Source organism: Pseudomonas sp. S49 (assembly GCF_009866785.1).
Lineage (GTDB): Bacteria > Pseudomonadota > Gammaproteobacteria > Pseudomonadales > Pseudomonadaceae > Aquipseudomonas.
Genome location: NZ_CP019432.1, coordinates 816,993 through 839,748 on the forward strand (window position 1 = coordinate 816,993; position 22,756 = coordinate 839,748).

Annotated in this window: 17 protein-coding genes and 2 pseudogenes; 7 read left to right on the forward strand and 12 right to left on the reverse strand. The window is 51.6% G+C overall.

The genetic code is table 11. The annotated features are described in order from the left end of the window. Window positions 1-4: 4 nt before the first annotated feature. Window positions 5-970 (reverse strand): 2-oxoglutarate and iron-dependent oxygenase domain-containing protein, encoded by a 966-nt coding sequence (locus tag PspS49_RS03465; protein ID WP_150775834.1) that lies wholly within the window; start codon window positions 968-970, stop codon window positions 5-7. Window positions 971-1,117: 147 nt separating this feature from the next. Continuing rightward, entirely contained in the window at window positions 1,118-2,191 is a 1,074-nt protein-coding gene (locus tag PspS49_RS03470) for a BMP family ABC transporter substrate-binding protein (RefSeq protein ID WP_127925722.1), read from the reverse strand. A 287-nt stretch (window positions 2,192-2,478) separates the two neighbouring features. On the opposite strand from PspS49_RS03470, the pseudogene PspS49_RS03475 reads away from it, so the two are divergent. Further along, a pseudogene (locus PspS49_RS03475) lies at window positions 2,479-2,802 on the forward strand (calcium:proton antiporter); the annotation flags it as partial. A gap of 264 nt (window positions 2,803-3,066) precedes the next feature. On the opposite strand, the gene PspS49_RS03480 reads toward PspS49_RS03475, so the two are convergent. Both PspS49_RS03480 and PspS49_RS03485 read right to left on the reverse strand, forming a co-directional pair. After that, on the reverse strand, window positions 3,067-4,743 hold the full coding sequence (locus PspS49_RS03480) for an ATP-dependent helicase (protein ID WP_105521879.1): 1,677 nt from the start codon (window positions 4,741-4,743) through the stop codon (window positions 3,067-3,069). Then, on the reverse strand, window positions 4,740-6,659 hold the full coding sequence (locus tag PspS49_RS03485; protein ID WP_160038114.1) for an AAA family ATPase: 1,920 nt from the start codon (window positions 6,657-6,659) through the stop codon (window positions 4,740-4,742). Before PspS49_RS03485 ends, PspS49_RS03480 begins: the two co-directional genes overlap by 4 nt. A gap of 352 nt (window positions 6,660-7,011) precedes the next feature. Between PspS49_RS03485 and PspS49_RS03490 the strand changes: the two genes are divergently transcribed. Then, a complete protein-coding gene (locus tag PspS49_RS03490) occupies window positions 7,012-7,929 on the forward strand; it encodes a DUF808 domain-containing protein (protein ID WP_160038116.1) in 918 nt (305 codons plus the stop codon). A gap of 174 nt (window positions 7,930-8,103) precedes the next feature. Here PspS49_RS03490 and PspS49_RS03495 read toward each other — a convergent pair whose 3' ends face one another. From PspS49_RS03495 to PspS49_RS03505, 3 genes are all read right to left on the reverse strand, one after another. After that, window positions 8,104-8,922, reverse strand: coding sequence for a hypothetical protein (locus PspS49_RS03495; RefSeq protein ID WP_160038118.1), 819 nt, complete (start codon window positions 8,920-8,922; stop codon window positions 8,104-8,106). Between the two features lie 275 nt (window positions 8,923-9,197). After that, the gene (locus PspS49_RS03500) at window positions 9,198-10,313 is read right to left on the reverse strand and encodes a reverse transcriptase family protein (protein WP_160038120.1); all 1,116 of its coding nucleotides are present in this window, start codon (window positions 10,311-10,313) and stop codon (window positions 9,198-9,200) included. Between the two features lie 72 nt (window positions 10,314-10,385). Then, window positions 10,386-10,640, reverse strand: a complete 255-nt coding sequence (locus tag PspS49_RS03505; RefSeq protein WP_017337081.1) for a hypothetical protein — start codon at window positions 10,638-10,640, stop codon at window positions 10,386-10,388. Between the two features lie 70 nt (window positions 10,641-10,710). On the opposite strand from PspS49_RS03505, the gene PspS49_RS03510 reads away from it, so the two are divergent. Next, window positions 10,711-11,016, forward strand: a complete 306-nt coding sequence (locus tag PspS49_RS03510; RefSeq protein WP_160038122.1) for a hypothetical protein — start codon at window positions 10,711-10,713, stop codon at window positions 11,014-11,016. 315 nt (window positions 11,017-11,331) lie between these two features. After that, window positions 11,332-12,153, forward strand: a complete 822-nt coding sequence (locus PspS49_RS03515; protein ID WP_160038124.1) for a hypothetical protein — start codon at window positions 11,332-11,334, stop codon at window positions 12,151-12,153. A 135-nt stretch (window positions 12,154-12,288) separates the two neighbouring features. Here the strand turns inward: PspS49_RS03515 and PspS49_RS03520 are convergent, their stop codons facing one another. Further along, the gene (locus PspS49_RS03520) at window positions 12,289-13,167 is read right to left on the reverse strand and encodes a hypothetical protein (protein WP_160038126.1); all 879 of its coding nucleotides are present in this window, start codon (window positions 13,165-13,167) and stop codon (window positions 12,289-12,291) included. Window positions 13,168-13,691: 524 nt separating this feature from the next. Between PspS49_RS03520 and PspS49_RS03525 the strand changes: the two genes are divergently transcribed. Next, entirely contained in the window at window positions 13,692-15,197 is a 1,506-nt protein-coding gene (locus PspS49_RS03525) for a hypothetical protein (RefSeq protein WP_160038128.1), read from the forward strand. Window positions 15,198-15,812: 615 nt separating this feature from the next. Here the strand turns inward: PspS49_RS03525 and PspS49_RS03530 are convergent. After that, window positions 15,813-15,965 (reverse strand): hypothetical protein, encoded by a 153-nt coding sequence (locus tag PspS49_RS03530; protein WP_160038130.1) that lies wholly within the window; start codon window positions 15,963-15,965, stop codon window positions 15,813-15,815. A gap of 228 nt (window positions 15,966-16,193) precedes the next feature. Here PspS49_RS03530 and PspS49_RS03535 point away from each other — a divergent pair, with 228 nt between their 5' ends. Both PspS49_RS03535 and PspS49_RS03540 read left to right on the forward strand, forming a co-directional pair. Beyond that, entirely contained in the window at window positions 16,194-16,979 is a 786-nt protein-coding gene (locus PspS49_RS03535) for a hypothetical protein (RefSeq protein WP_160038132.1), read from the forward strand. Window positions 16,980-17,100: 121 nt separating this feature from the next. After that, window positions 17,101-17,800 (forward strand): annotated as a pseudogene (locus tag PspS49_RS03540) (NAD-dependent protein deacylase). Between the two features lie 202 nt (window positions 17,801-18,002). Here the strand turns inward: PspS49_RS03540 and PspS49_RS03545 are convergent. From PspS49_RS03545 to PspS49_RS03555, 3 genes are read right to left on the reverse strand one after another with little or no spacing between them, the layout of a single operon-like run. Then, window positions 18,003-19,889 carry a PIN-like domain-containing protein gene (locus tag PspS49_RS03545; protein WP_160038134.1) on the reverse strand — a complete coding sequence of 629 codons (1,887 nt, stop codon included), beginning with the start codon at window positions 19,887-19,889 and terminating at the stop codon, window positions 18,003-18,005. Between the two features lie 57 nt (window positions 19,890-19,946). After that, on the reverse strand, window positions 19,947-21,488 hold the full coding sequence (locus PspS49_RS03550) for an LA2681 family HEPN domain-containing protein (protein WP_160038136.1): 1,542 nt from the start codon (window positions 21,486-21,488) through the stop codon (window positions 19,947-19,949). Between the two features lie 48 nt (window positions 21,489-21,536). Beyond that, window positions 21,537-22,709, reverse strand: coding sequence for a DUF3800 domain-containing protein (locus tag PspS49_RS03555; RefSeq protein ID WP_160038137.1), 1,173 nt, complete (start codon window positions 22,707-22,709; stop codon window positions 21,537-21,539). Window positions 22,710-22,756: the final 47 nt, after the last annotated feature.

The following is a 22,756-nucleotide window of genomic DNA, read 5'->3' on the forward strand; positions in this document are numbered from 1 at the left end:
TCCATCACACGGCTTCCTGCTCGCGACGATAGGCGTAGGTATCGGCGAAGCGCGACAGCAGGAATTCGGCGCAGGTGGTGGTCGGATATTTCGCCGGATGCTGTGCGTCCTGACAACCGGGCAGGCATTCGATGCGTGTGTCCGGGTGCGGCTCGGCAAAGAACGGCATCGAATAGCGATCCACCCCGAGCGGGCTGATCACCCGGTGCGGCGTCGAGCGATAACGGTCGTTGCTCCAGCGCGCCATCATGTCGCCGAGGTTGACCACGAAAGTGCCGTCGATGGGTGGCGCGTCGATCCATTCACCCTTGACGTTTTTCACCTGCAGGCCGCCGGCGCTGTCCTGATAGAGCAGGGTGATGCAGCCGTAATCGGTGTGCGCACCGGCACCTTGCTGCTCGGCCGAACTGGCGGTGTGGCGGGGTGGGTAATGGATCATGCGCAGCACGCTGACGGGGTCGTTGAAACGGCTGTCGAAGAAGTCGCGTTCGATGTTCAACGCGATGGTCATCGCTCGTAACAAGGTTTGCGCGAGGGCCTGCATGTCGAGGTAATGCTGCTCCATCAACTCAGCCCATCCGGTTTGCGCCGGATGACGGTTCGGCCCGCGCAGCGGTTTTTCGGCGAGCACGTCGGGATGGTTGGCTGGCAGGTGCAGCCCCATGTCGAAGGTTTCTTTGAGGTCGCTGGGTTTGCTCGGGTCGAGTTGCTCGGTGGCGATGGCGCCGTAACCGCGATGGTGGCGGGTTTGGGTGATGTCGATCTTGAGTTTTTCTGCGACGGGCAGGGCAAAGAAACGCTGAGTCTGATCAAGCACCGCGTCGATGCGCTGCGCGGAAATCGGATGACCCTTGATGTAGAAGAAACCCCATTCGCGGCAGGCGTGGTCGATTTGTTCAGCCACGGCAGGCCAGGCGTTTTCGTCGTCGCTATAGAGCGGGCTGATGTCGATGATCGGAAGCTGATCCATACACAATCCTTGAAAAGTACGGGAGATCGTTCCCATGCTCCGCGTGGAATGCCTCAATGGACGCTCTGCGTCCGCTTTTGGCAGGGACGCGGAGCGTCCCGGGCGGCATTCCCACGCAGAGCGTGGGAACGATCCGGGTCAAATGGATTACTTCGGCATCTCAGCCTTCATGCCTTCCACGTAATAGTTCATCGACGCCAGTTCCGCATTCGTCGCGCTCACGCCCGCCGGGATTTTCTCGACGCCGGCCTGATCCTTGATCGGCCCGGTAAACGGTTGAAGCGCACCGCTCTTGATGTCGGCAATGATCTGCTCGGCCTCGGCTTTCACTGGCGCCGGCACCAGACCGCTGATCGGCAGTTCAACCGTGCCTTCCTTCAACCCGCCCCAGTAGTCCTGGGATTTCCACGTGTGGTCGATCACGCTCTGCGTCGCCTGAATATAGTGCGGCGCCCAGTCGTTGACGATCGAGGTCAGCACCGCTTTCGGCCCGAAGTGCGCCATGTCCGAGGCGTAACCTACGGCGTATACGCCACGACGTTCGGCGGCCTGAATCGGTGCCGGGCTGTCGGTGTGCTGGAACACCACGTCGACGCCCTGATCGATCAGCGCGTTGGCCGCATCGGCCTCCTTGCCAGGATCGAACCACGAGTTGACCCACACCACTTTGATCTCGGTGCCAGGGTTGTATTTGTTCAGGGCCAGTTGAATCGCGTTGATATCGCGGATCACCTCGGGGATCGGGAACGAAGCGACGTAACCGATCTTTTTGGTCTTGGTCATCTTCGCCGCGAGGAAACCACCGACGTAGCGACCCTCGTAAGTGCGCGCCAGATAGGTGCCGAGGTTCTTGTCCTGTTTGTAGCCGGTGGCGTGTTCGAAGGTCACCTTGGGAAATTGCTTGGCGACTTTCAGCGTCGGGTTCATGTAGCCGAAAGAGGTGGTGAAGATCAGGTCATAGTTGTCCTTGGCCATGTTGCGGATGACCCGCTCGGCGTCGGCGCCTTCAGCGACGTTCTCGACGTAGTTGGTGGTGATCTGAGTACCGAACTTCTCTGCGAGAGCCTTGCGCCCCTGTTCATGCTGATACGTCCAGCCGTGGTCACCGATCGGGCCGATGTAGACGAAACCGACCTTCAGCGGATCGGCAGCGCTGGCGCTCAGGCTGATCCCCAGACCGAGGGCGGCGCACAGCAGTTTGTGCAGCGGACGTATTTGCATGAATTGGAGCTCCGTTTTGTTGTGTGTGGTCAGGGCCAATGCAAATTGCTGACCAACAGGACAACAAACAATTCGAAATCGCGTAACGGCCATCGCGAGCAGGCTCACTCCTACAGGGGAATGCGGTCAACTGTAGGAGTGAGCCTGCTCGCGATAGCGCCCTCAAGGCCAATAAAAGTGCAACTGCCAAAAGCACTGCCAGCGCTTGGTGCGCTAAGGTGTAACGAAACGTTAGCGCCGCCCCGCAGTCAGTAGCTCATCCGCTCTCTTCGGCAAAAAGGCCCGCCATGTTCACCATCCTCAAGCAAGAAAGCTTTCTGCTGCTGGCCGTCATCGCCGCCTGCGTTGCCTATCCGCTGGAACACTGGCTGTTGCACAGCGGCCAGATCGTCGCGTTGATCGGCGGTCTGGTGCTGATCGCCTTCATCGTCGCCGCCTCAATGCGCGTCGCCCATCAAGCCGAATTGCTCGCGGAAAAAGTCGGCGACCCGTACGGCACCATGATTCTCACCCTCGCCGCCGTGCTGGTGGAGGTGGTGATCCTGGCGATCATGATGAGCAACGAAGCTTCGGCCACGTTGGTGCGCGACACGATCTATTCGGCAGTGATTTTCTAGACACACTCCGCTTTGGTGTCAAAGCCCTTAGGCTTTGACCTGCTCTTGCTCTTGATGGGGAAGATTAAGATGTGTATTTGATTGGGAGTGCTCTTGCCTTGTCCTTCCTGACACACCTCTATCTATGGCATACCCCGGAAGCCCGGAGATTTTCCTCAGCCCGTGTTTGTGACTCTGCTTGAGGTCTAAGGATGACTTGCTGTGTGGGGAGCATCCTTGCCGCGAGTTCATACAAGATCAGCGACACGCGGCTATCTGTCAGGCATTTGGCTGGGCGGAAAGAAATGGCGTTACGTATGTGACGAACTCAGCATGAGGAGTGCGATGCTCATTCCACCTTGGAGGGTTTGATGCCGGTCGATAGCGTAAGTCGCATGTCGTGATCATCAACCGCTCCTTGGCGCGTGAAACACCCACAAAGAAGCCGCAACGCTCCTCTTGGACTTTGCCCCAAAATGTCTGTGTTTCTACACCGATCATAATTACAGAGTGGAATTCCAATCCTTTACTTTTATGAATCGTCAGAAAACGGACTGCTTGATCGTTGGAGAACAGATCAAGTGCTTTGAGCAAATCCGGTTCTTGCTCGAGCAGTTTCTCAATTTGCTGTCTCGTGTTCTTGATAACCTCGTTCAATCTGGCTTTTGCTTCGTAGTCAGAAGAAAGGGTGGTCAGCACGGGTAGGCCGATGTTCTTTAGGAACTTCATAGTTAGCTCCCACCATCCTGAATAAGGCGCGTCAGATCGGGCCAATTTTTTCACTTCCTTGCGCTGGGCAAGATAGAGGCGCTCGAAGTTTCTCTGGATCTCAGATTCACCGTCCTCGTCATTAAATGAAACCAGTTGCTCCATCAAATTGATCCACGCCTTCGGTTCTCGCTCCCGATACAGGCATGATAGGTAGTCAATAATTAGGCGAGCGGCGGGCTCATTAACTAGATCTTGAGACTCATGCTCGTTGCGAAAGGGAATTCCTCTGGCTGCCAGTTGCTCCATGAGTAGGGTGCCGTAGAGGTCTATCTGCCTGGGAAAAAGAATCGCTATTTCTGGTAGGGGTATTTTCTCTACATCTATCCACTTCTGGATGATGTTGGCCAACGCGGCTGCTTCGCTGTGACTGTTGTCGTAGTTTCGAGCGAGGAGTTCGCCGTCGTTTCCAATGATCAGGTCATCTGCCATCACCGCAGCAGGATCAAGTGTTCGAATGATCTCGTTCTGCATCCGCAAAAGCCGAGGCTTAGATCGGAAGTTTCGATATAGATTGAGTGGTCGGGCGTCGAAGTCCTTTGCGTAGTCTATAAATATGCCATCCAGTGCTCCCGCCCAGCCCATAATTTTCTGTTTGGTGTCACCGACGGCGGTCAATCGAATGGGCTTATTCATGAAGACAAGCTTCAGCAGTGCGTACTGCTCAGTAGTGCAGTCTTGAAACTCATCAAGGAATACATCAGCGTAGGTCTGACAAATTGCATTTCTTGCAACCACTGAATTGCTCAAGATCTTCGTTGCGAGAGGTATGAGCTGCGCGAACTTAATTTGTTTGCCTTGAATTGGTTCGTCGCCTATGGAGTAGTTTGGCTCAAGAGAGTCCCCGCCCGTGAGCACGGGTCTAAACCTATCAATGATGCGCTTGGCGAAGCCGTGAAAGGTGTAGCTGTCGAAGCGTGCAGCCAGATCAAGTCCGCATCTGCGACGAATCCGTTCCTTGAGGTTTATGCTCGCATCGACCTTGAAGGAGATCGCCAGTATTCGCTTGGGGTATCGGCAGTTTCCGGTGCGTAGCAAAAAGTCTGCACGCTGCGCCAGAACTTCCGTTTTGCCTGCGCCTGGGCCTGCGGTGAGCGCGAGCGACTTTCCAAGCTCCCTCACAGCGAGAAGGGCGTTTGTTTCCAAGGTCAAGCCATCGGCGACTTTCCATACATCCGCGCTGATCATTCTGGGATGTCCTCCAGCGCCGCGATGATTGCGTCGGCTAAACGATCTAGCGATGGAGGAAGGCTTTTTAGCAGATCTTCGTCAGTCAGCTTCGCAAGGGCGGAGATGTGTGCTGCGGGCTTGCTACCTAATTTGAATTTTGAGTGATAGGTTCCAAACAGTTCCTGCTCATTTGCATCATATTGACCGGCGTTACAGTGACTCTTTCCGAGCACTGCCTTAAGAGTTGATTCGTCAGGAGGGCTTCGGGAAACACCGTACGCTTTTGGGTAGGCTAGAAGCATGGAGAAATCTAGATCCATAGGATCCGAAAAATAAACGCCCCGTTTTTCAAGTTCGGAAAAAATGCTTATTGTTCCTTCCTCAAACCAGTGGTCGGTTCGAACTGGAAGATCTTCGTTCCACTTAGCTATTTCCCAGTTAGGTAGTTTTTTATCTGGAGAAAACTTTGCCAACTGATTATTGACGTTGCTAATCCGCCCCCACCCACCTTGATGTCGTGCGACATCGAGATCCAAGAGGGTCACAAAAGGCGTTTCTAATGCAGCCAGCAAGCGCCAGAAATGATTGACGTGGCGTCCCCCCAGTGGAGCGATTGTCACCGCTGACTCATCAACAGGTGCGCCTTTCGCTTGAAGTATTCTTGGAAGGACAATTTCCTCACTGTCACCTTCGCCTAGTACAACCAGCCTAGAGAAATAAACTTCAGGAAAAGCCTGCACAGCCTCTCGGACAAACTTATGAGCCTCATCCTCTTTGTCGGGTAGTGCTATGCAGGTGACCTTAGTTGCACGGCTCGCAGCCAAGCGTAGATAGCGGATGTTCTCGGGATCCACGCGGCGGAGCATGGACGGGGCATGGGTCGCAATGATTGCCTGAGAGTCAGCCCCTCCAATTGAGCTATTGAGGGCGTTCACGATGCGCCCGAGGTAATGAGGAGAGAGGCTGTTTTCTGGCTCCTCCACTGCGATCAGTGTGAATGACGGTGGCTTCAGTTTGTCAGCGTCGAAAGAAACGTCCTTACCGGTTAGGACTGCACGCCCGATGGCGTGAGAGGACAACACCAGTGATAGGTAAAGCATCGACTTCTGTCCATCGCTGAGGCGAGAGAAGTCGACTAGATTCTCGTCGTGCCCTGGGGAGAACGACACTGACATGTGTCTTAGAAGCGACTCAATTTCGGATGTGACGAAAGTGAGCTTGGGATCGGTGAAAAAGGTGCCTCTGTGAAGTCGCTTCCACATCCCATTCAGGCTTTCACTGAATGCACTTACCGACTGGTTTCCTGATAAACATTCACTGATTTCGTCAGTGAGTCCTTTAATCCTTGCGCGGTCATCTTCCCAATTGACGGCTCGTAGCAAGCGTCCGAGCAGGGCGTTAGCTCCATAGGTTATGTGGTCGGCAGGGTCTCGTCTGGCGGGGAGGTAATGCATTTGAATGGTATTGCGATGCGCCCGAGTGACGACTGCGGTCGATAGTGGGTTGGCGTTTCTATCAACATCAAGGACATAAACTAGGTTCTCTTCAATGTCTCCATCAATCCCGATGGTCGCGCTCAATCGATATCTAACACGCGGGATGCCGTCGGCTGTATCCAATCGCATATGAGCGAAATGCGGGGCCACGGTCGAGTTGTCTTCATCCTCCAGAAGCTCTGGGAATTCGAAATCCGCTTCCAGCCATAGGCTGCGCTCCTCAGGTACCAAATCCTCATCAGCAGGCACATGGAAGTCAGATCGCTTGATCCGACGCAGGCTTGGATCAAAGGCAAACAACCTGCAGAGCGCTTGCAGGACTGCTGTCTTTCCAGAGCCATTGGGGCCGATAAGGTAGGTGACATCCTCGAATGTGATTACCGTAGGTTCATTGCCGAAGGATTGAAAATTACATAGCCGAATACTGTGCAGCTTCATTGCTCACCGCCCATCGTCCAGGATGTGTACGTACCGCGTCTGCTGACTCGGTTCGCGTCGCCGACAGCCGAACGGGTCGGATATCGCTGACTTAGAATAGGCGGTTTGATTTAAAAGATGTTAGTAGGCCAGCATTCAGTAAAGATTATTTGGTGCGGTCTTGAAGGCTCTGTTGCAGATCGCCTAGCTATTGATGAACGGTATGGCGTGCCCATTGTCTAGAAAGGTGCTCTCCGTAATCCGGTGACGACAGGGTAATCCTGAGCCTACGGAGGGAGCGTATGCGGGGCATTAGCATCGGTATGCATTAGGTAGGTGGGGGAACAGAATAAATCAACGCAAGGAGCCTTAGATGGCCGGCAGTAGCTTGTTCGCACTATTGGATGACATTGCCACACTGCTAGACGACATCTCACTCATGAGTAAAGTCGCTGCAAAGAAATCAGCTAGTGTCCTGAGCGACGACCTTGCTGTGAATGCTGAGCAGGTTACCGGCATGAAAGCCGACCGAGAGCTACCGGTGGTATGGGCTGTATTCAAGGGCTCGTTGAGAAACAAAGCCATCCTTGTGCCTTGTGCTTTGGTGTTGAACGCACTTTTGCCTGCGGCGGTTCACTGGCTGCTCATGATTGGGGGGGCATATCTCTGTTATGAGGGCTTTGAGGCTATCAAGGACAAGCTCACGGCTGGTCGAGACGATGACACAGGGCAGCCAAAGAAAACGAAGCCTAAGACGCCTGAAGAGCTTGCAGCTTATGAAAAGCGGAAGATTGCAGGGGCTGTTCGAACAGACTTCATTCTGAGCGCCGAGATCATCGTCATCACACTAAATATCGTTACTGATGCCCCGATGCTCCAACAGATTTTGACGTTAGCGCTGATCGCGGTAGTCATGACAGTGGGCGTTTACGGATTGGTCGCGGGGATCGTCCGCTTGGATGATGCTGGCCTTATTCTCCAGAAGTTTAAAGCTACCGGTACATGGGGTTCTGTGGTGCGGACTGTCGGGCGATGGCTGCTGTCGGCTGCTCCGAAGCTTATGAAAGCATTATCCTGGATCGGAACTGTGGCAATGTTCCTGGTCGGGGGGGCGTTCATTACAGAAGGCATCGGGCCGATGCAGCACTTTGCTGAGAGACTGGTCGAAGGGGCAGGGGCGTGGGAAACCTTCGCAACTTTAGGCATTCACTGCCTGGTAGGCGCGCTTGTAGGCATGGTTGCCGTACTTGTGGTCAAAAGCATCACATCCATCACTGGAAGTAAGGCTTAAAGCTAGCTCTCATCGACGATGTTGAATCTGGAATCGCATACAACCTTACTTCGTAAGGAATCGCTGGGTTCAGCGCCGTTGATCCCATAACAGCGTTTGGCATAAGGTGAGTCGAACTGGCGTTTTAAGCCTGAAAAGTATGGCAGTGGGCCGAGAGAGGAGCATTGGCTAATGCTAATGTCCTGCTTCTCTAGCCCTCATATCATCCGTTATGACCTTGATCATCTTGAAATACTCTGCTCTACCTTGGATTGCTTCTGGAGTAGATTCAATTTCTAGATTTGCCATATGGACAGCAGGATCTATGACGTAATGGCTCGCCTGCATATAGTTCTTGATGGCTGGGATAATCCAGCATGCGGGATAGAAACGGAGAATTCCATTACCAGCCTTCTGAATCATACCGACCCAGGCAACCTGGTTGGATTTAGGCATTAGGTTAGAAACCATCCCACCACTCATTCCATTCATTTCTGAGTGTGTGATCTGACTAAGAAAACGCAGGATGGGGGCTGATCCTTCGAACTCACAAACACCGTGAAAGATATGCTTATTGATCACTGTCGAGCAGTTGTAGTCATCGCCATACGGATACTCAATCGGGTTTTCATCTATTGGGTAGCCAGAGGCTACCAATAACATGCCGTCATACAAATCGCTTACAGCTACGGCTATACGGCCATTCGTGCCATCTAGGTCGATGAATTTATCGGGAAAACGGAATAGCGAGGATGAAAGCTCGATCAGCACGATGTCTTGCATGTCGATACAGGGACTATCTGCCGTTATCAGCTCACCGATACGCCAGCCGCGCATTGGGAATCCCATACCCTCTATTCCTTCCCAGCCTCTCTTAGCAAAGAGGTGAGTGAAGAACGGCGACTCGTTTTGTGCCGCCTCGTAGTTCGCATCTAGAACGTGTTGAGCCGTCAGGAGAAAAAATTTCTGCTGGTACTTGATCAGTATTCCTGTCCCGCCTTTGCTATAGACCATATCGGCGTGATACCGGCCAAGCTCTTCAATAGGCTGAGAGCAATGGGTGAATATAAGCCTTCTCACAGACTGAATTACGTTGCTCTGAGACGTATTCTCGTAGAACCGATTTAGCTTTCGTACTGGAATTTTAATGTTTTAACTTCCTGTATCGCAGGGTAGAAATTTGTTGCGGTTACGGAGCTTGAAGCTTCGTCTGCATGTCAGCGACATCGCCCCATTTTCTAGCCAAACCGCTCCTGAGTATCACAGCCAAAACAACTGCCAGCCAACGGTTAGCCAACTTTCCAAGGTAGATCCACCGGCAGGTCAATTTGCAAGCTGCTAGCCGCTACGTCCAGATCTGCGGTGGTCTCCGCAACCATCTGAACCTGAAACTCGGCATCTGCATATCGCTCCATAAGTGGCGCACGCATCAGTAATACTCGAACGCGAGCCTTGAGGCGCTGCCCCTCTGGATGCCCACAAGCGATCAACCTGCCTATGCGTCCCATCACTCGACGCGCCTCCTTTTCATCATCAGCGGACAGCTGACCTGAATTACCTTCGAAGCGATCCTCTAGCTGTTTCACGGCGGCGCGGATTGCCATCCGATGTTTTTTGGGAAGCGCCGGTATCGGCCCGTTCACCACTAATCCGGTCACGGTGACGGCGTCAGCTTTATCGCTAGTGATCAATGCTTGCCCGCGCTTACGAACATGCAGCTTGCTCCGCTTCTGCAGGCAGCCTTTTTGTCCGAGCATCCATGTGACAGAGGCAATAACTTGGGTGGTGGTAGCTTGATCAATACGAGTTTTGCTAGATACAGTAATGTCATCTGCGAAGCGCGAATACGCCAGTCCCTGAGCTTTAAAGCGAGTGACGAGCGCCGGCTCGATATCCCAAAACACTAGGTTGGCCAAGTAACTACTTGTACTCGCCCCTTGTGGAACCTGGCCCTCACGAGTAACTAGATCCGCAAGCAGAGTGGCTACATCTGCGGAGAAGCGGAAGAGACCCACGAACAAGCGATGAATGTGCTCGTTTGTAATTGAGGGGAAGAAATCAGCGATGTCCTGAAGAATGACTGTCTTGGCGCCGGTATGAACCCGAGCGTTCGAGTAAATGCTGCGGGGTAGCTTGGGATCTCTGATACCGCCGTGCAGGTATCCAGGGAACGCAACCTTGCTGAGGATCCGATCCACGATCTTGCGCTGGATAGTCTTCAGAGGCTCATGAGCATCATAGGTATGTCTGGGTGTTATGCCGTCTTTTTTTGTTTGCGGGACATATCGATAAAGGCGAGAGCTGCGATGAGCAAGTGCGATTAGCCTCTCGACTGGCTCTCCGAGAGCACGTGCTAAGGCGCTGATGCTGTGGATAGGGCTATGAGGATAGAACGGAGCATCCATGTCCAAGCTTCCGGTGATGGGCCGGCCCCGAAGAACCGGCCCCTCTGAATTCGAATGATGTGGTTTGTTGTGTCATGGGAGGTTCTCAATAAATGGAATCACCACTGTCTCGACAAAATCCCAGCCCTCAACAGCCTTCTCCCATAACCAGATGCATAGACGAATACGTGCGATCCACTTGAGCAGGGTTACTGCCTTCGCCTTTACCCACGCAATCCGACCCGCTTTAGGTTCTTGAGATGGAGCTGTCTCGATGACACGAGCATCTTCACTGTTGTGCATAGACTGACGCGCCTTGCGGCGCGCTAGGTTCTTTAAATTAACCATGACTGATGTTCCCAACGACAGGCGAAATTGCCCCGCCGCCAAGCATTCCGGGCCGAAAGGAACGCTGAAGATGCCACTACAAACCACAGTTCTGCTTATCAAGTCCCTTGATAAGCCGTCCGCCGCATTACCGCCACATCACATTTCGCCTCAACGCATCAAACGATCAGAGACAAACCCTTGGATCACCTTTGGGATTGCCCTAGGCGCTAAGCACTCAGGAGCGATGGGCAGCACCAACCTGCACGGCGAAGAAAGCCAAGGCGAACACCAAGGCGACCAGTTTCCCGGTCAAAAACCGCGAGCCCAAATTTCAGTCATATTTAAAGAGCACTTGGGTGGTAGCACCCAACAGACGCAGTATTTATCAGAATAAACAAACCGGCGACAACTGTTATTTGTTGCAAGAGTTGTTTTTCGTATAAGTCGTATTTTTGACTATATAAAGCGTCAAAATTTAAGTGTCACTCGTATTAGTGCCACCTAGGAAATTTATCATCTTTCAAGTTGTCGAGTTGGGCTCGTTGACCTATGATCCCACTAGGCGGTGATGGTCGCCTGGCGCCTGTTTCGCGAAGCAATAGCCCATCTGTGACACCATCCAGCATTACATCGGCATGTCCCTAACCAGACGCTGCCCGGTGAACAGGCAATCGGTCACCTAAGCGTCGTAGATTTAGGAGCTATTGCCATGTCTGATTTTTCCCCGCTAAACATCTTCAAATCTCAAGCTAAACAGCTTGCTCGTGATCAGGGCCTGAAGCTTTCTGTCGCTCAAGAAACCCTTGTGCAAAAAGCAGGCTTCGCTGATTACCATGAGTTTTCAGTAGTCGCCCAGCGGAACCCCAGAGATCCGCGTCTGATGGTGGCTGTGTTTGGGATCAAAGACTTTCCCCAAGCGATCCATGAGGACGATGTCTACGCAGATCTGGAGCAGGAACTTGAGGAGCAGCTCTCTGATGCGATTGCAGAGACCAACGCAAGCGGATTCACCATAGACGCCTTGACGATCAATACCGCTGACTACACCGATTCAACCGGGATGCTGAGCTTGGGAGTCTCGCTGACCTACCAGGGCCAGCAAGACCAGGAACGGGTGTATCACGGTGCAGCGTTCTTTCTTACTGCCACGGTCGAGTTGCTGCGCCGTGATAGTAAGTGGCAGCTTGCTGAGGACGGCGTGTCCATCGCGGACGGTGAGTCTGATGCTGACCGCGACCGTAGGTCTGAGCAGGAGTATTGGGCAACGGTGGAAGAAGCCCGAAGTAGCAACCGCATGTCCATGGCCCAAGCCCTTGCGATTGAACTGGGGATAACTGTCGACAACGCCGAGCTTTTGGCCGGATCAGAGATCACAACCAACGAATCTGACGACGGGCTCGTATACAGTTACTGGATCAATTTCGAACCAGAAGCTGAAGGTGAACTGAGAGCAGACCTGCTTGCACGATTCGGTTCTCTAGAGTACGAGCTACACGCAAATTTCTTCGATGATATTGAGCACGACTTCTGAGGTGATCAGGTGATGGCCAGTTTCAATGCTGGCCATTCAAAAAGCTTTGCGACATATCCAGGCTCCACACGCGAGGCTACCTCAAGGCGTTACAGGTTCATTACGGTTCATCATGAAGGCTCTAGCGAAACGGTACTACTGCCGCCGGACGCAGCTCTCACAGCACTGATCCCTTTTCCTTCTTTCCTTCTCAGCTTTGGCGATGATCTTCGTAGCCTTTGCTGCGGCTTTGTCCAAAGATGGTAGTTTTTCGATAGCTTCCAAGTAACCTGGGTCGCGCTTTCTAGCCGGATGAGTATCTGGAGTACCTATAAAGTCGTGTCTAGCAGCTTTATAACGCTTTTGCATCCAAACATATTTTTCAAGAACACCAGAATCAGTATTTTTTAACCCAGCCTTTATCAATCCAGACAAGGTTTTCAAATATTCTGGGTATGCGTTGCTGTCCGCCCCTACCGTTTCAACCACACTTCGCCATGAAAAATAATCGAAAAACCAAGAAACTTTACCATCGCTATCCTTATCCCGCTTTAGAAATTTCTTTATTACTTTTAGCACTTCAACCTTGGGCTTCTTCAAGGCTGCGTTAAATATTTCAGGATCAAGAATAACGCGAGGGGCCTTCGCAACCTTCGACTCCAAGAAATAGGCTCTATTCATGGCTGGCCCTACGACAACTTTGTCAGTGTGCAGGAGCTGACCATAGGTCAAGCCACCACGTATTAGATAGCCTCGAGCTGCGAGAATTACCACTATCAAACTGAGTTTATTTATGATCTCAAATAGAGCATCAGGACTATCGAGCCTGTATGAAATTACCAGGCAGTCTGAAAACTGAGTTGCTTGAAAGTCAGGAGCATTTCCGATATTAGCTGTTTCCGCCGCATCACTAAGGGCATCAACCAAATCATTTAATGTTTCAATGTCTTTTTCTGTGGACTTAACCTTCTCACTAAATCCCAAGAAGTCGAGAAACAATGTCAGCCGTTTTTCATATTCAACCGCGTTACCCATACTCTCTCCCCCGAGGAAAAGTTCGAACCATGTCCATTTTTTTGGACTCGCAGTACACTACGTGGGGCATCCAGATGTGTTTTTCAACCCTGCGGGTTTCTAAATAGGGCTTCTCGGAGGGCCATCCTCTATTTGCAAAACAACCTAAAGCTTGTCCATTTTTGTCGGGAAGCTCTGCTCATGAGCTCCCTCTGCATCCCCCGAGGCCGAATCGACCGGCATGAGCTAGTTTGTGATTCCCCGCACCACCAGCCACTCACGGCGTCAAGCACACCCATGAGCTTTAGTCTGGTGATCGGTGGTGCAGCGGCAAAAGGTCGCCGTGATCTCCCTCTGTTTGAAGCCCAGCACTAGCACTTCGTCCTTGCTGTACCGGAAACCCTACCTAAAGATGCGCTGGACACCCTCCTGGGCAGCCAAGGTAGAAACTGGCGCGGCCATGCCTTAGAAAGCTGGTGGAGAGGGAGCCACATAGTAAGCATGGCATAATGACACTCTCATACCTCATTAACAGGGAGAAGTTTGTGGACAAGGATCTATTTAGGCATATGTTTGAAACCCAAATTAAGAAAGAATTTGGCGACAATGCCTCATTCGCCACACGAGAATATGTTCATGACCGAAAATACAGGAAACATCGTGTAAGTGGGAGAATAATAGGCGGCGGGCCGGAAGGCGTAAGCCAGCTGTACGAAATCGTACATACTTTGATTACAGATGAGGAGCGGGGTAGGATTTTTCCTGGCGCATTTGACTTAGGGAGCTTCCAAGACATTCCTGCAGAGCGCTGCAAATATGTAGCGCTTGAAAGTGAGATATATAACGAGACCAAAATCGACCCCGAGGAAGTTTTAAAAACCATAAAAAAACGCATTGCTGATTTGCTAGATAAGAAATTTAGTAATTTCTTTTCAAAAAACCCATCGAAATCACTTAAAGTCCTTAAGACTCTTTATAGATTCCAGAGAGACTATAGATTCTTATTTACTCTATTGGCGCCCCCCCATAAAACCGGTAAGCCATCGTTTGAAATACGAGACTCCTATGGAATTGATGGGTCGAACGAAGAAGTAGAAATCATTTCGGATTTGAAGACTCATCTGAGTTTTGAGATACCGCGCGAGCGTCTCCGTGCGATTACATCTGCCTACGGCCAGATGCGAGGTGTACTGGATGCAATTGAGGAAATGCTTATCCAGCAAGCTGCTTCCCAGTGCGGCAACAACCTCAAAAAGTTCGAGCTGATCGTACAATACATGTCAGACTGTATTGAGAGCATCCTCAAAATTGAAGATCGAGAGCCTGTAGAATTACCGCTGGATGAACTTCTATTTACTTACTTGATTCAGCTCGAGTTCTCACATCACGTAGCAGCCAGTTCCCACCTCTTTGATGCGGTAATTGCTAACCAACCGCCTTTTGTTGAGTCATGGAGCACTATTGGTCAGCTGATGAGTAACCTTGGCTTTCAAGGCATCTCTGCGCAGCACTTTATACGCAGTACGGATGATCTCATCAAGGACTTCACTTCGGGGACGTCATCATTCATCAATTTTTATAGCACTATCTTTGATCGAGAGATCGATAGCGCTACCTACAGTAAAGCTCTACCGCTCTTCGAAAAACTATTGAAAGTGCACAGTTATAGCGAAGCTTATAAAAACATTCGATTTACTATAGCTATTGGGGCAATGGCGCTTGTGCTAACCGAGCTTCATGAAAGCACTCCATATAAACCTTATTGGTATGGTCAAGGTAACATCACCGGTGGGCTAGTTGAATTTCTCAAAAGCGTTCGATTCGAGCACATTAATCTCGATTCGCCGGAAGGATCAACGCGGTACTGGACTGGGCGCCTGGATTACTTCACTTACGCCATGGTGGGTCAGGAAACAATCTTCAAGGCACGATTGATCTTCAATAAGACTATCAACGAGAGCATCATTCGTATCCTTGAGACCCTGGATCTTGATCTATTGGATGAAAAGCTCTCGCTTTTCGTGTCAACTAACGGAGGCACAGCGCTGTAGTGAGCAGAACCCGCCTGAGTTGCCTCAGGCGGGTTGCTGGTTAAGGATTGTGACGGTCGTAGTAGTCGAGTAGCTCGAGGCCCGCACGGAGCACTCGAGACACATCGACCACCAGACGCCAAACAGATCGAATGAAGTCTTTCATTCTATTCACCGTTTTCGCGGCGCTCACCCTGCACAACCGTCGTTGCCATGTACAGGATCGCTGTCATCCAAGGACGACGCGTCGAACGCAGTGGCCTTCAGGCCGACGCCGGAATTCCTTCCGGGGCTTCCCCAAACCCACGGGGAAGGCGAACGGTGTGGGCCACTCAAAATCCTACCGTCCAAGCGGTGAACCGCAGATGCACATCCCTGTGCAATTGGACGGTGAAATGTTTCCCCCACAGCTTTCACCGGACAGGCCATGCGAGATGGCGTCTGTCTGGATGCGATTCTGTAGATTCACCGCGAAGGCCTGTAGGGGACTAAAATAAATACATATAAATCAATTAGTTAACAGAATCAGATGTCCAGTATGACGCTAGCTGAAATCCACTTCTGACGGCACTCCAAGACCATACACGCAGGCGCCTGGGGCACGCAACAAAACTACGGCCCAGTGTCTGGAGATGATCAATTCACAGCGATAGGGCGGCGGGTGAACGCGATGCCATCCATCTCTTCCGGGAGCGTCGGAAGCTGCCCTTTCATCCATTTAGCGTAGATGCTGGCGAGCGTTCCATCGGCCTTCTTGCGTTGCACGAATGCGTTCAACCGGTCGAGCATGGCCGCGCCTTCCTTCCGTACCCGCGCAGGACAGCGCTTACGACTACCGGGAATAGATCTTCAAGGCAGCCCCTCAACCCGACCCTGATGACGTCTTAATGCGATTCCAAGGCGGTATCTTCGTCAAGCCATGATCATGTGGCCCGCCTGAAAGACTGGGCATCTCAGGCTACAGCTTGACCGGCTTCAGGGTAAATTACACACTCGTGGCCCCCCCCTTGGGCTGTGATGGAAAACATGCTTCGACTGGTTGGCAGCTCTCTCGATATCACATCAGCCATTAACGACTTCAGGCTGTCCTACCACCAAGACTTCGCAAATGTGCAGGTGGTTGCCCGTCGATATCTCAATGCGCAGCTGGGCAGCGCAAATGCAGTCCTACTTGCCCAGGCGCTATATACAGCTTTGCGCAACTGGGGGGCTTGCAAACGCAGAAGCCCAACTCTTCGCCCCGTCCCGCAAATCGAAAGTGCTCTAAAGGGCAAGCGGCTTCATGACCGCCTACTCAAACTGAGCCAGCATAGCCTTGCGGCATTCAGCCTCAATCAGCAGGAGCATCGTCTTCTGGACAGCAATGCGCCAATAAACGATGTTGGAGCCTTCGACAAGGAAATTCTAGAGATCCTGAATAGGTTGGCGGATGTGCTGTTTTTCAACAACACCGGCATCACTTACCCCATGAAGGCCCTGCTACTCATCACCGGGTTGATGCCGGCACTGGATAGCCAGGTAAGAGGCGGGCTAACTCGAGCGGGGAAAGCGGGCTTCACCGGACAACAACTCCTGCCGAGGAATGTACAGCAAGGCGCAGGCCGTCGAATCTGCGAGCTTCCGTTTTATCTGGGGCACTGCTGGAGCCTACACCGGGAAGTGTTCGTGAAGGGGATTCTGGAGAGCAACCACAAGGGGCTGCAAGACACACCAGGCCGGGTTTTCGACATCCTGCTGTTCATGCAGAACCAAGCTACCCGGAACCAAATCCTCGCCTTTAAGGTGGAGCGGGAATGGCCGTAACAGCCATTCTCTCCCCTACCCCAATTAAGACTGGAGAGTGGGGCAGTCGTTGTAACCCTTGTCATCAACGCCGAAGAATGTCATGCGGTCAGCCTCATTGAGTGGCGCATCAGCAATGTTCATGACCACCGGCACCCTAGCTCGGCAATTAAAGGATGCTCAGCACGTTGTGGTCTTCACTGGTGCCGGCGCATCAGCGGAGAGCGCAATTCCAACCTTCAGAGACGCACTGACGGGACTACGGGAGCGCTTCGATCCTGCCCAACTAGCCACCCGCGAAGCTTTCACAAACGACCCGAGTCTCTGTTGGCGATGGTACGAGTGGCGACGGAGCAAGGTTAATCAGGCGCGTCCAAATGGTGCGCATGTGGCAATTGCCGAGCTCGCCAAGCATGTGCCAAAGCTGACCGTGGTGACACAGAATGTTGATGACCTTCATGAGCGCGCAGGCAGCCAAGATGTGATTCATTTGCACGGAAGTCTGCACTCTCCTCGCTGTATTGACTGTGGGCTCGCATATCAATTGTCTACAAGCCCTCAAGCGCTGCCTGAGGAAGGAAGTGAATCGAGCCACCTCAGTGCTGTGCCTGAGACGGGTATGTTCGTCCTGGAGTGGTTTGGTTCGGTGAAATGCTACTCGAGGGGCATGGCAGGCAGGGCTGGAAGCTGCAGGTGAGTGCGAAGCCTTTTCAACGATTGGTGCGTCTGGGATTGTTTACCCGGGTGCTGAGCTCCTCATACGCGCTTTGGGCCACGGGGTAACTGTCGTTCACATCAATCCTATGCGCTTCGATATCAGCAGCCACGAGCACTTTCTCTAAAGCCCTGCTTCAGTAATGAAGCAGAGGCCTACGTCGCGAGACCTTTGACAGACCTACTCGTGATTTCTAAGGCTGTAAGAGGGCCAGCTCACATCATTAGCCTGGGTCAAAATCGCACCCGCGCCGGCAGCTGCCAGAAACTGAGCTGCTCAGCCTCTCTACAAAGATGCTGAGCAGCTAGTGTAACGCTATCTATTGATGGTCAGATTATATGTTTAGGGTCGAAGGTTCGGTTGCCTGGGATCAATAATTTACGGTCACTGGCGATTGGTGGCGCGGTTTCGATTTCGAGTGCCCATTTGGGGATTGCGAGCTCTTCTGAAATTCGCTCTCGAATACGATTGATATAGAAAGTTCGTGTATGAAGTAAATGTGTCCACAGACCGTCCCCTTGTGGTTCGGGTATATCCTCCATTAGTTCAATACCATCAAGTGTAACGGAATTTAGTTCGCTGATTTCCTCAACATCTTCTCCTTCGGCGCGCTCGACAGGGGTCGATATTATAACTACATGTTTACGCGCAGTTTCGCCAGGCAAAAATTTCAGCCTGCCGACATGCGGTTCTAGCTTTGATAGAATGAAGACGACTACATCAGAATACTCTTGCTTCGTCACCAATGATAATGGTTTCTCCGCATAACCAAACTTCAGCGTCTCGCGGAATTGGCCGTGCGCATCAAAATATATCTCGAACAGCATCCCCGCCAGCATGTGCTTTGCGGTTTCCTCAGGAAAATGAGCAAGCCTAGACTCAAGGTTTCCCATGAATTCCATGGCCTTCTGAGAGTTGCCACATGCTGCTTGATAAATGTTTCTCCCTAATACAAACCATGATGAAGGTGGAAACTCCTCGTCGCGAATGGAAGAGATTTTCAGCATGGCCGGATTTTGGGTGTACCAGTTATGAGATTTTAATTCATCTATTATCTCATTTATAGTTGATGGTGCATCAACCTGATACAAAGCGTCTGCGAGGGCTTCTTGGCTGTATTGAAGTCGTAGTTCTACTTCTTCCATTGCTGGTGCCTCAACGGCAACGATCTCATTCCCTGCATCAGCCTCAGGAATATGAACTTCCTCCTCAGGAGCCGCAGTTGCGTCATTCTCTACCTCAGCGATTACGGTGGTATCTACTAGCAACTCCTGCGTATTCACCTGGATTGCAGCCGCCAGTTGAGAGAACTCAGTACCGTTGCTTCGTGATAGACCCTCGATTAGTGTGGCTAAGGTGCAGATGGTGATATCAGGATGTCCTGTTTTTCGCTTAAATTCGGAGACCAGCCGAGGATCGATTATTTTAATTTCCGGAGCTGAGTTCCCTACTGACTTTCTTACATCTCTGACAATCTGAGATCTCATCTTAGGCGCATAGACCCAGTCAGATTTCTCATCGTTGGTTACAAAGAGCACTTTGGGGAACTGAGCCGAAGCAGCATTAGATTTTTCGAGTATCTCGTACCAAATGATGAGGTCACCGTAAGGGTTTTCGTCTTTGTTACCATCCTTAAAGCCTGGGGGCATTCGGTGTTCGAAGCGGGCAGCCCCCTCATGAGCGGCTCTGGTGCAAAGTGAGGAGAGGTCAGAATCAAGGATGCAAGTGGATAAGTGGTCTTGTATTTGCTGGTGGATAGTTCCAGCGTCGAATTGGTGTTTAAATACACCTAGATGTTTTTCTAGCTCTTCGATAGCTGCTCGAAATCCATTTATATAAGCTAAGCGATCCCCCTGGAATGACGTTCTATGTAAAATATTGTCATCTACAAACAGTGCGGCTGTTTGATGAAGGTTTTCTAAGGCTTTTTTAATTTGGGTAGGTTCTTTACTTTTAGGAGTGTACGACTCAAGGTTTTTTCCGGTAACTCGCGAAAGATATTCACTTGCCGCCCAGGCAGGTATCGCGAGACGCTCATTCAAAACGGCAGCATCTGACCAAGCAAAAAACTCTTGCCGGGCTGCTTCATGTAGTTTGTAAAGGTAAGCTAATATGTTAGTGTCGAGGATAATTAATGTCTGCGCAGAAAGAGCGAGATCCGCAATCTCACGAATATGCTCATCCATTGTCTTGTCAATTTGGTGATAACCGAACACAGGTCATGCTCCTTGAAAACTTTATAGAAAAATTTCTATATGGGCCAATCAGCTGAATCAGAGCTCCTCATCTTCACCGCGAATCCAGTGGTGATCAGGAACGATCATTGTTCCGATAAGGCCATCCGTTTGCTTTCTCAGGATTTCCTCGTGCTGAGAAATTGCCAGTGCGAGCATCTGGATTGCAGATCTCGCGACCCGAAGGGCACGCAAGGCCCCATCGATAAAATCTGAGCGGTTGAGATGCTCGATTTCAGGAGCCTGCCTCGCTTGCGAGGGATCCCCAAGGTCATGAAGCACTACGAATCGGTGCGTACCCGAATTCCGCAGATCCTTCTGTGAGCGGAGAATTCCATCTATGCCGTCATAGTCTTCTGCCAGCTCGGCCAGGCCGTACATTGCGTATACGCCTGCACGAATCAGTACCTCTACTTTTTTTGTGAGCGGAGTACCTGTTTTCTTGTCTGCGGAATCTCTCCACAACCTCCCGAAACTGACTTTGTTGGGAGCTAATCCCAGCTTGAAATAGTAGTTTGCCGTTACGGCTACCTTGTCGAGCAGGTCAAGGGCTGTTCGATGCGCCAGTATGAGTGCCGAGGTATCAGGGCCGTACATTGCATAGTCGAGAGTGTCTGCAAACTGTCCTGTCTTCGGCCAGACGCTTTCATCACTTGCACGCCATGTCAAATCCCGTGCTAGGACAAAATCGCTCTTCAGCATATTGAACATGGCAAACAATGGCGGCGGTCTGCTGCCCACTTCTGGTTCACTCTCGAGAATACCTGGAAGGGTAAGCCAATCGAGCTTACCCAAGGATGCTTCCACGAGTTCGACAGCAGGAGCAAGTGTAAGACGTTCCTCTTCTACCCACCTGATGAATGGATTCGTGTGCTCAGGCCGAGATGGCGGATCGCTTAGCTCACTGGCGAGTGCTTCAACCTTGGCCGCTGCGCTTGCCCCCGCGTACTGGACAATTCGCTCCTTATTTCTAAGTGCCTGCCTGGCTAGCATCACGGCTTCCATGCGCGTTAGCTCTGAGCAGCCCCCACGCTTAAAAAGCCACATGAGATCCGATGCCGCGCAGAACGCAGCTACACCGTTCTTTGGATCAACCTTCAGAGCGGCAAGCCGTGCGTCATGAGCTTCAGAAAGCCGGTAGGTTTTTGCGAACAAATTAGCGATATTCGTCCAGGCCTGAGTGCGTAATTCCACATCGGCACCTACGTCTTGCAAAACCCTCCAATAGCATCGTCGAGCTTCGGCTCTGTAGGCGCGGGTTTGCTCCTGGTGATCTACCCATTCAGACTCATCGGCCCCACAATTTGCGGCTTCCACGAGCCCGTTTGCTAGGTTGTAGGTGATATTAGCCGTCGGATATAGGCCATGAAGCTCGCGATAAAGCTCAAGACCCTCCTCAATGGCATCCTGGCGTCCAAGTGAGGCGCCGGCATTAACCAGAGTGGCTGCACGCAGGGCCATCAGATTAATGCGATTTGGCCCATCTAGATCGATTTCACGAGCTTGTTGTACTGCAAGTGTGGGTGCAGCATCCACCAAGGCATTGAGGTGTGAGGAGAGCTTTGAGAATACGCTCAACATGTCTGGTACCTCCTTTCAAAGTGAACGATTCAGCGATGCAGGCATGTCTCACTCATCCGCAAATGCTTCCAGGGCGGCGAGCAGCTTGGCTAGTTCAGTAAGGTTGGCCGCAGTGACGATGTCATATTCTCCTCGACTACTCAGCCGATATACTTCTCGAGCCTTTTTGACCCGTTCCAGTAGAGGAACAACAATGCCTGATGCTCTTTCAAGAAATTCGTTAATGTCTGCCCGTGTTTGAGGGATCTTGTAGCCTTTGGCCGCACTTGTGATGATGACGTCCGCATCCCGAAGCTTGGCAATGCCACTGGATCGGATTCTCTGGCCGTTAACCTCTCCCAATCCGCTGTCTTTTAGATGGGCCATGATCTCCGTAGTCAGCACGTAATCCTTGGTGACGAATTCGCTTTGAAATCTTAAGAACCGCAGAATACTCAATTGCAGGCGCTCATCCTCATCAGGATGCTCACCAACCCGCTCGCTGAAACGGTCTGCCTGGCGGAGAGCTTCCTGGTGTACCTGGTAGTCTGCATACCCAGACTCATTTGTCGGCGGCGGCAGAAGAGACTGGTACTTGGATGGCCATTCAAGCATTCCAAGAGTCAGGCTGCGGAGGATTTTCTTATAGGCAAGAACTGCTGCTTCCGAAGCTTTCTCTTCGTATATCTGAGCGACTGAGCCAGCGAAGAAATCTGCAACCTGAACCAAAACGTTGTCCTTACTGGCCATCGTCTGGAAGGCATCCTTATCGCCAAATAGGTCGTTCACGAATCGTTCTGCAACGTAGCTTTTGAGGCTCTCCTGAAATTCCTGGCCACCATGCTCGTCTACGATCATCTGGAGGTCAGGGTATGCACGGAACAAACGTTCATAGAGCAACCCGTTCACGTATTTTATGAACGAGGTCTTGATACGGAGGCCGCCGTCTTTGTGAATTCGGGACTTATCAACGACGGTGAAATAGAGCTTGAATGGCAGCACAGCTAGCTCGTTGAGGATTCGGGCACGGCGATCTGAATCTTTGGGCTTCAGATTGCTAGATTTGATCTCGCCTGTTTGAAAATGACGCGTGCGGAGTGCTTCAGCTTGGGCATAAGCAGCTTCCAGATCTTTCTCTGCCACCAGAATGGAGCACACGATGAAGAAGCCCGAGCTTCCTCCCTTTGAAGTATCAAGGTCGGAATTCCCGGACTCATCCACGAAGGCATAGGTTCTGTCCATGAGCTTGCTCCATCAACAACGTGCTGAGCGCAGTGGGTCGCCCAATG

What these genes read in the sequence shown, in the direction of transcription:
- PspS49_RS03465 (WP_150775834.1), bottom strand. Translation starts at nt 970, where the DNA reads ATGGATCAGCTTCCGATCATCGACATCAGCCCGCTCTATAGCGACGAC.
- PspS49_RS03470 (WP_127925722.1), bottom strand. Translation starts at nt 2,191, where the DNA reads ATGCAAATACGTCCGCTGCACAAACTGCTGTGCGCCGCCCTCGGTCTG.
- PspS49_RS03480 (WP_105521879.1), bottom strand. Translation starts at nt 4,743, where the DNA reads ATGATCAGCGCGGATGTATGGAAAGTCGCCGATGGCTTGACCTTGGAA.
- PspS49_RS03485 (WP_160038114.1), bottom strand. Translation starts at nt 6,659, where the DNA reads ATGAAGCTGCACAGTATTCGGCTATGTAATTTTCAATCCTTCGGCAAT.
- PspS49_RS03490 (WP_160038116.1), top strand. Translation starts at nt 7,012, where the DNA reads ATGGCCGGCAGTAGCTTGTTCGCACTATTGGATGACATTGCCACACTG.
- PspS49_RS03495 (WP_160038118.1), bottom strand. Translation starts at nt 8,922, where the DNA reads ATGGTCTATAGCAAAGGCGGGACAGGAATACTGATCAAGTACCAGCAG.
- PspS49_RS03500 (WP_160038120.1), bottom strand. Translation starts at nt 10,313, where the DNA reads ATGGATGCTCCGTTCTATCCTCATAGCCCTATCCACAGCATCAGCGCC.
- PspS49_RS03505 (WP_017337081.1), bottom strand. Translation starts at nt 10,640, where the DNA reads ATGGTTAATTTAAAGAACCTAGCGCGCCGCAAGGCGCGTCAGTCTATG.
- PspS49_RS03510 (WP_160038122.1), top strand. Translation starts at nt 10,711, where the DNA reads ATGCCACTACAAACCACAGTTCTGCTTATCAAGTCCCTTGATAAGCCG.
- PspS49_RS03515 (WP_160038124.1), top strand. Translation starts at nt 11,332, where the DNA reads ATGTCTGATTTTTCCCCGCTAAACATCTTCAAATCTCAAGCTAAACAG.
- PspS49_RS03520 (WP_160038126.1), bottom strand. Translation starts at nt 13,167, where the DNA reads ATGGGTAACGCGGTTGAATATGAAAAACGGCTGACATTGTTTCTCGAC.
- PspS49_RS03530 (WP_160038130.1), bottom strand. Translation starts at nt 15,965, where the DNA reads ATGCTCGACCGGTTGAACGCATTCGTGCAACGCAAGAAGGCCGATGGA.
- PspS49_RS03535 (WP_160038132.1), top strand. Translation starts at nt 16,194, where the DNA reads ATGGAAAACATGCTTCGACTGGTTGGCAGCTCTCTCGATATCACATCA.
- PspS49_RS03550 (WP_160038136.1), bottom strand. Translation starts at nt 21,488, where the DNA reads ATGTTGAGCGTATTCTCAAAGCTCTCCTCACACCTCAATGCCTTGGTG.
- PspS49_RS03555 (WP_160038137.1), bottom strand. Translation starts at nt 22,709, where the DNA reads ATGGACAGAACCTATGCCTTCGTGGATGAGTCCGGGAATTCCGACCTT.